An 8130-nucleotide genomic window follows, 5' to 3' on the forward strand; every position below is an offset into this window, starting at 1 on the left:
TCGCGAGTTCGAGCCTCGTTTCCCGCTCCAAATTCTCAATCCGTTGCTGAAAAGCAGCGGATTTTTTTATTGTATTTTCCCTACATATTCCCTTCAAAATACGATAAAATCCCCTAGAAACTTTAACCTAAAAAATAACTCTAATAATGACCGAATTCACCCAATACATTCCTGATGAAGGCACAATGCTCCGTTTTGGTAAAAAACTCGCAGAAGTGCTTGTAAAACAACCGAAAGATAATGCCATTGTGCTTTATTTTAATGGCGATCTTGGTGCAGGGAAAACCACCCTGACTCGTGGAATAGTGCAAGGTTTAGGCTACCAAGGCAATGTCAAAAGCCCTACTTATACGTTAGTGGAAGAATATAGCATTGCAGGGAAAATGATTTATCACTTTGATTTATATCGCCTTGCCGATCCTGAAGAATTGGAATTTATGGGTATCCGTGATTATTTCAGCCAAAATTGCATCTGCTTAATCGAATGGGCAGAAAAAGGTGAAGGTATTCTTCCCGAGGCTGATTTATTGGTGAATATTGATTATTACGACGATGCTCGCAACATTACGCTAATTGCTCAAAATCTGGTGGGCGAGCATATTTTGACACAACTATAAAACTGACTTACATGAAAGCAAAATTTTCGTTTCTTTTTGGAATATTTTCTCTAATTTCTACTACCGTATTTGCCGCCCCACAATGGACAATTGCGATTGATCCTGGCCACGGTGGTAAAGATCCCGGTGCAATCGGAAAAAATCTCGGCATTTATGAAAAAAATGTCACCCTTTCTATCGCACGAGAATTAAAGGCTTTATTAGATAAAGATCCTAACTTCAAAGGTGTCTTAACACGCAGTAGTGATTACTACATTTCGGTGCCTGAACGCTCCGAAATTGCACGTAAATATAAAGCAAATTTCCTCGTTTCTATCCATGCGGACTCCTCTCTTAATTCAGACCAACGTGGTGCATCTGTTTGGGTACTATCCAATCGTCGTGCCAACGATGAAATGGGACAATGGTTAGAAGACGATGAAAAACGCTCTGAGCTTTTAGGCGGAGCCGGTAAAGTACTTTCAAATAACAATGACAAATATTTAGATCAAACTGTACTCGACCTGCAGTTTGGTCACAGCCAACGTACAGGCTACGAACTTGGCAACAGTATTTTACGTCGCTTTGCTCGAGTCACCTCCTTAAGCCGCAGCACACCACAACATGCAAGCCTTGGCGTATTGCGTTCACCCGATATTCCTTCTGTTCTGGTGGAAACAGGTTTCCTTTCCAATATGGAAGAAGAACAAAAACTGAATACCATTGCTTATCGTCGTCGTATTGCTTATATGATTTATGAAGGTTTGGTTGCTTATCGCAATGGCAATTTAAAATCGATTGCCGTCCCGCCTAGTGATGAGCAAGACAGCAAATCTACAAAATCAAGCGATAAAAACAATGACAAATCTGACCCGACTTCCGATGTGAAAGACAGCGGTATTCGCCATAAAGTGAAACCAGGTGAAAGCATTGGTAGCCTAGCAAATAAATATGATGTCAAAGTCAGCGAAATCATTGACTTAAATAAACTGAAACGGAAAGAACTTTGGTTAAATGAAACCATTAAGATTCCTGATAATGGCAAAGGCAAAAAAGCAGAAGAACCGATCAAAAAAGAAGAGAAAAACACTGAAAAATCTGACCGCACTTCCGATGTCAAAGACAGCGGCGTACGTCATAAAGTGAAACCAGGTGAAAGCATTGGTAGCCTGGCGAACAAATACGATGTAAAAGTCAGCGAAATCATTGAATTAAATAAACTAAAACGTAAAGAACTTTGGCTGGATGAAACCATTAAAATTCCTGATAACGGCAAAGGCAAAAAGGTAGAAGAAAAACCTAAATCGGATGATAAAGCCAAAGCCGATAACAAAGGAAAAAACAGCAAAATTGTTGAAGCTGAAAAAGCCGTTTCTAAAAAAGATCAAAAACAAGAAAAAGCTGAGAATAAAAAAGAGCCTGAGAAAAAAGACACTTCTTCAAAAGGAAATGAGAAGAAAGATGATGGCAAGAAAGAAACCCCGCTTTACCATACAGTGAAAGCCGATCAAACTATCTATGCTATCTCTCGTGAATACAATGTACCGGTTAATCGTCTTTTAAAGCTGAACCCAACATTGAAAAACGGCAAAGTCGTGACTGGGCAAAAAATCAAACTTAAAGAAAAATAAGGAATCCTATGGCAATCAAAATTCTTTCTCCACAGCTGGCTAATCAGATTGCCGCAGGTGAGGTGGTCGAACGCCCTGCCTCTGTGGTGAAAGAATTGGTGGAAAACAGCCTTGATGCCGGTGCCAATAAAATTCATATTGATATTGAAAACGGCGGCGCCAGCCTGATTCGTATTCGAGATAATGGTAGTGGCATTCCTAAAGAAGAATTAAGCCTCGCACTGGCTCGACACGCAACCAGTAAAATTGCCGATCTTGATGATCTCGAAGCCATTTTAAGTTTAGGTTTCCGCGGTGAAGCCCTTGCTAGTATCAGCTCGGTTTCTCGTCTCATGCTTACCTCTCGCACAGCTGAGCAAAATGAAGCGTGGCAGGTTTACGCACAGGGACAAGAGATGGAAACTACAATTAAACCTGCGTCTCATCCAGTCGGTACAACAGTTGAAGTGGCGAATCTCTTTTTTAACACGCCAGCTCGTCGTAAATTCTTACGCACCGATAAAACAGAATTTGCTCATATTGATGAAGTCATTCGCCGAATTGCTTTAGCAAAATTTAATATCGCTTTTACGCTCACTCATAACGGCAAAATTGTTCGACAATACCGCCCAGCGGCAAATGAAGAACAACAACTAAAACGCGTTGCTGCCATTTGTGGCGATGATTTTGTTCAACATGCCTTACGTATTGATTGGAAACATGATGATCTGCATCTTTCTGGCTGGGTGGCGACACCTGAATTTACCCGTTCTCAGAATGATTTAAGCTATTGCTATATCAATGGACGAATGGTGCGCGATAAAGTGATCACCCACGCCATTCGTCAAGCTTATGCGGAGCATTTGCATACTGAGCAATACCCTGCATTTGTACTATTTATCGATCTCAATCCACATGATGTCGATGTCAACGTGCACCCAACAAAACACGAGGTGCGTTTCCATCAAGCGCGTTTAATTCATGATTTTATCTGCCAAGGCGTAACAAATGCGCTCAATGCCATTCCTCAAGCTGAATTGGATTTAGCGTCAACGATGAATGAGGCAAGAGAGCCTTCAGCTTCATATCAAACCCACTATGAACCAAAACCCAATCGTGCAGCGGCAGGGCAAAATATTTTCGCCTCGAATTATCATCAGCCTCGTGAAAAACAATCTGAAAATCGACCGCACTTTTCAAACCGTAGTGATTACGTTCCGTCGTATGGTTATCGTGAACAACCTACAAAGACCGAACAACGCTTATATGGTGAATTAGTACGTCCAACAGAAGCATCTCAAGTTTTAACAACACCTGTCGTTGAACAACAACTCCCACAGACAAGTGATGCAGGCTATTTACGTGCATTGGCATTAATTGAAAATAAAGCATTGCTTTTACAACAAAATCAGCAGTTTTATTTGATGTCATTAGCTAAATTGCAAACCTTAAATTATGAATTAACCTTACAGCAAGGTGAAATTCCACAACAACCATTGCTCATTCCGATTATTTTCCGTTTAGATGAAAAACAATTTGAACAATGGCAAAAACAAAAAGCTTTTTTCCAACAAAGTGGTTTTGAATTTATTGAAAATGAAGCCCAGCTACGCCTTACATTAAATAAAGTGCCTGCAATTTTACGTACACAAAATTTACAAAAATGTGTGGTGAGCCTGCTTGCTGAACATCTAGAAAATATGCCTGATTTTCTGACCGCACTTTGTCAAACGCTAGAGATGAAACCAATTCAAGTGTTAGCGGATGCAGTCAGCTTATTAAGTGAAACGGAACGCTTACTGAATAAAGCTCATCAAGAAAAATTTAATACATTACTGAAACCGATTAACTGGCAGCCTTTTTTAACTGATTTGTAATATGACACAAAAAACTGACTCCAAACCAACCGCACTTTTTCTGATGGGGCCGACGGCCTCAGGAAAAACAGATCTTGCTATTCAATTGCGTCAAAGCCTGCCAGTAGAAGTGATCAGTGTCGATTCTGCATTAATTTATAAAGGGATGGATATTGGTACGGCAAAGCCTTCTAAAGAGGAACTAGCCCTTGCCCCTCATCGCTTAATTGATATTTTAGATCCCGCTGAAAGTTATTCTGCGATGAATTTTCATGATGATGCGCTCAGAGAAATGGCTGATATTACCGCGCAAGGTAAATTCCCGCTTTTGGTTGGCGGTACCATGTTGTATTACAAAGCATTGATTGAAGGCCTTTCTCCCCTTCCATCTGCTGATGAAAAGTTACGCTTAGAGATTGAAGAAAAAGCGCAAAAACTTGGCTGGCCAGCACTTCACCAAGAATTACAAAAAATTGATCCTATTTCTGCAGAGCGTATTAATCCAAATGATTCACAGCGCATTAATCGTGCATTAGAAGTATTCTATTTAACGGGCAAATCATTAACGGAATTAACTGAACAAAAAGGCGAAGAATTGCCTTATCAATTTTTACAATTTGCTATTGCACCAGAAGATCGTGCGGTATTGCATCAACGTATCGAACAACGTTTCCATAAAATGATCGAATTAGGTTTCCAAGAAGAAGTGGAAAAACTCTATCAACGAGAAGATCTCCATCCTGATTTGCCTTCTATCCGCTGTGTGGGCTATCGCCAAATGTGGGAATATTTACGTGGTGACTATGATCATGAAGAAATGGTCTTCCGTGGCATTTGTGCGACTCGCCAATTAGCAAAACGACAAATCACCTGGCTGCGCGGCTGGAAAACACCATTAAATTGGCTAGATAGTCTGCAACCGCAACAAGCCAAAGAAATCGTACTACGCAAGATTGACGAACATTTTAAGGGGTAAATTATGGCGCTTTCACTTCCGCTTTCGACTGAAAAACTCATTCAACTTGGCGAAGTGCTTTGCCAACATTTCCCTGAAATGAATCTTGATGAAATAACCCAACAAATCGAGCGGGATGCAATAGATCTCACGACACCAATCGGACAAATAAACTATGCTATCAGTCTGTCTGATTTCTTGGAAAAAGTCTTAAAAAAACACCCGCACTTTTTAGCTCAATGGTGGCAACATCCTCCTCAATTTTCAGATTGTCAACATTACGCTAGCCGTTTAGCTGACCAACTCTCCACTATCCAAAACGAAGAACAGCTTTACAAAACGCTACGAGATTTTCGTAATCAAGAAATGGCAAAACTCAGTTTCTGTCAAAGCTTGAATCTTGCCACCGTAGAAGAAATTTTTATTTGCCTTTCTCAACTTGCTGAAAGCCTTATCATTGGTGCGAGAGATTGGCTATATAAACAAGCTTGCGAAGAAATGGGCACGCCTTGCGATGAAAATGGCAACCCACAGCAACTCTATATTCTTGGCATGGGAAAATTAGGTGGTTTTGAGCTAAATTTCTCCTCTGATATTGATTTAATTTTTACCTATCCTTCACAAGGCGAAACCGTTGGAGCAAGACGAGCCGTTGATAACGCCAAATTTTTTACCCGTTTAGGACAACGTCTAATTAATGCGTTGGATCAATTTACGCCAGATGGCTTTGTCTATCGTACAGATATGCGTCTTCGTCCTTTTGGCGACAGCGGTGCACTTGCCTTAAGTTTTTCGGCAATGGAGCAATATTACCAAGATCAAGGGCGAGATTGGGAACGCTATGCCATGATCAAAGGGCGTATTTTAGGCGCTGATGCGCAAGATCCCAATGTAAAAACCTTACAACAATTACTTCGTCCTTTTGTGTATCGACGCTATATTGATTTTAGTGTGATTCAAGCTTTACGTGAAATGAAAGGTAAAATTGAGCGTGAAGTGCGTCGTCGCGGCTTAAAAGACAATATTAAACTAGGTGCAGGTGGGATTCGAGAAATCGAATTTATTGTGCAAGTTTTTCAACTGATTCGAGGTGGACGTGAGATTAAGCTCCAACAACATGAATTGCTTAAACTTCTCCCTGAAATACGAGATCTTGGTTTAATTACGCCTCAACAATATCATGAATTAAGAGACGCTTATATCTTCCTTCGTCGTACTGAAAACGTGCTACAAGCCATTGATGATCAACAAACGCAACTTCTCCCAACAGATGAAGAAAATCGCCTTAGATTAATGGTTGCTTGTCGAGAATACACTTATTTAGATGAGAACAATCAAACTACGATGAAATCTTATCCAATTGAAAACTGGGATGATTTCTATCAAATACTACAAGCACACCAACAAAAAGTGCGGTCAGTTTTTGATGCATTAATTGGTGAAGAAAAAGATGAACCTACCGATGACAATAGTCAGTGGATTGATTTTTTAGAAAGTGATCTTGATGACATTGAACAAATGCTGATTGATAATCACATTGATGATAACGCAATTTCCGATATCTTAGATAAACTTATTCAATTCAAAGAGGGGCTTGCGCGCCGTGTTATTGGCTCTCGTGGTCGAGAAGTTTTAGCTCACTTATTACCAAATATCTTTACCCAAATATTTGAGCAAAAAAATTACCGTACTTTATTGCCACGCATTCTTAATATTATCGATAAAATTGCGAGTAGAACGACATATTTGGAATTGCTCTTAGAAAATCCTCAAGCCATTGAGCAGCTAATTGAACTATGTGCGCAATCCCAGATGATCGCTGAACAAGTGGCTCGCTATCCTATTCTACTTGATGAATTATTAAATACTGAAGCGCTACGTAATCCATTGCCGTTCACACAGTATCCTGATGAATTGAAGCAATATATGCTGCGATTACCGCAAGATGATGAAGAACAATTTATTGATGGTTTACGCCAATTCAAACAGTCTATTTTATTACGCGTTGCAGCCGCAGATATTCTCGGCGTATTGCCTGTTATGAAAGTGAGCGATCATCTCACTTATCTGGCTGAAGCAATCATTGATGCGGTTGTCAATTTTGCTTGGCAACAAGTCAGTCAACGATTTGGGGTCCCCGAACATCTTGTAGATAAAACTGAAAAAGGCTTTTTAGTTATTGGCTACGGCAAATTAGGCGGAATTGAACTCGGTTATAAATCTGATTTGGATTTAGTCTTTTTATACCAAGCTGTTGAAGGCCAAACCATTGGTGGAAAAAAATCCATTGATAGTAATCAATTCTATTTAAGATTGGCTCAAAAAATTGTCAGTATTTTTAGTATGAATACCAGTGCAGGCATACTTTACGATGTTGATATGCGCTTACGGCCTTCAGGCGATGCAGGCTTATTAGGCTGTTCACTTCAAGCATTTGAGAACTATCAACTCAATGAGGCTTGGACATGGGAGAAACAAGCGCTTGTCCGTAGCCGTGCTATTTTTGGTGAAACTGAATTAAAAGCAGAATTTGAAAAAATTCGCTGTAATGTACTTTCCGCTCAAAGAGATATTAATCAGCTAAAAATCGAAGTAAGAGAAATGCGTGAAAAAATGTACGACCATTTATCTCATACAAAAGACGGCTTTTTTAATATCAAAACCGATCGTGGCGGCATTACTGATATTGAATTTATTGCCCAGTATCTGATGCTTGCGAATGCCCCAGCTAATCCAATATTAACCAAATGGTCTGATAACGTCCGTATCTTTGATTCAATGGCAGAATATCACATTATTTCTCTAACAGAATGTGAAAAGCTCAAATCCTGCTACGTGACACTACGTAATAAAATTCATCACCTGAACTTATTAGGAAATCCTGTCATTGTTGATGATTCGGCGTTTGCAGAAGAAAGAGAGTTTGTTTGTTCTTTCTGGAATAAGCTATTTTCTTAAAAGATTAAAGGAGTCTATCTCCAGATATTTGGGATAAACTCCTTTTTATATATTCTCTACGTAAAAACAGCCTAACTTTCTACTGCACTTATATTGTCAAAGTAATCTTTCACAAAACTTTATAAACAAAAACCCCAAGCCATTCAGCTCGGGGT

Annotated in this window: 5 protein-coding genes; all 5 read left to right on the top strand. The window is 39.7% G+C overall.

Annotated features, from left to right (window positions below; genetic code table 11):
* The first annotated feature begins 146 nt into the window (after window positions 1-146).
* Genes tsaE through glnE form a run of 5 tightly spaced genes read left to right on the top strand, consistent with a single transcriptional unit; the run spans window position 147 to window position 7975 of the window.
* On the top strand, window positions 147-617 hold the full coding sequence (gene tsaE / locus HMPREF2732_RS08425; RefSeq protein ID WP_070592459.1) for a tRNA (adenosine(37)-N6)-threonylcarbamoyltransferase complex ATPase subunit type 1 TsaE: 471 nt from the start codon (window positions 147-149) through the stop codon (window positions 615-617).
* Window positions 618-628: 11 nt separating this feature from the next.
* Window positions 629-2227 carry an N-acetylmuramoyl-L-alanine amidase gene (locus HMPREF2732_RS08430; RefSeq protein ID WP_070592461.1) on the top strand — a complete coding sequence of 533 codons (1599 nt, stop codon included), beginning with the start codon at window positions 629-631 and terminating at the stop codon, window positions 2225-2227.
* A gap of 8 nt (window positions 2228-2235) precedes the next feature.
* On the top strand, window positions 2236-4083 hold the full coding sequence (gene mutL, locus HMPREF2732_RS08435) for a DNA mismatch repair endonuclease MutL (protein ID WP_070592463.1): 1848 nt from the start codon (window positions 2236-2238) through the stop codon (window positions 4081-4083).
* Window position 4084: 1 nt separating this feature from the next.
* Window positions 4085-5038 carry a tRNA (adenosine(37)-N6)-dimethylallyltransferase MiaA gene (miaA, locus tag HMPREF2732_RS08440; protein ID WP_070592467.1) on the top strand — a complete coding sequence of 318 codons (954 nt, stop codon included), beginning with the start codon at window positions 4085-4087 and terminating at the stop codon, window positions 5036-5038.
* Between the two features lie 3 nt (window positions 5039-5041).
* Window positions 5042-7975: a bifunctional [glutamate--ammonia ligase]-adenylyl-L-tyrosine phosphorylase/[glutamate--ammonia-ligase] adenylyltransferase gene (gene glnE, locus HMPREF2732_RS08445; protein WP_083304371.1), complete on the top strand. Its 2934-nt coding sequence runs from the start codon at window positions 5042-5044 to the stop codon at window positions 7973-7975.
* Window positions 7976-8130: the final 155 nt, after the last annotated feature.

Source organism: Haemophilus sp. HMSC061E01 (assembly GCF_001810345.1).
Classification (GTDB): domain Bacteria; phylum Pseudomonadota; class Gammaproteobacteria; order Enterobacterales; family Pasteurellaceae; genus Haemophilus_D.

Coding starts and splice junctions, on each gene's coding strand:
- tsaE (WP_070592459.1), top strand. CDS start 147: ATGACCGAATTCACCCAATACATTCCTGATGAAGGCACAATGCTCCGT.
- HMPREF2732_RS08430 (WP_070592461.1), top strand. CDS start 629: ATGAAAGCAAAATTTTCGTTTCTTTTTGGAATATTTTCTCTAATTTCT.
- mutL (WP_070592463.1), top strand. CDS start 2,236: ATGGCAATCAAAATTCTTTCTCCACAGCTGGCTAATCAGATTGCCGCA.
- miaA (WP_070592467.1), top strand. CDS start 4,085: ATGACACAAAAAACTGACTCCAAACCAACCGCACTTTTTCTGATGGGG.
- glnE (WP_083304371.1), top strand. CDS start 5,042: ATGGCGCTTTCACTTCCGCTTTCGACTGAAAAACTCATTCAACTTGGC.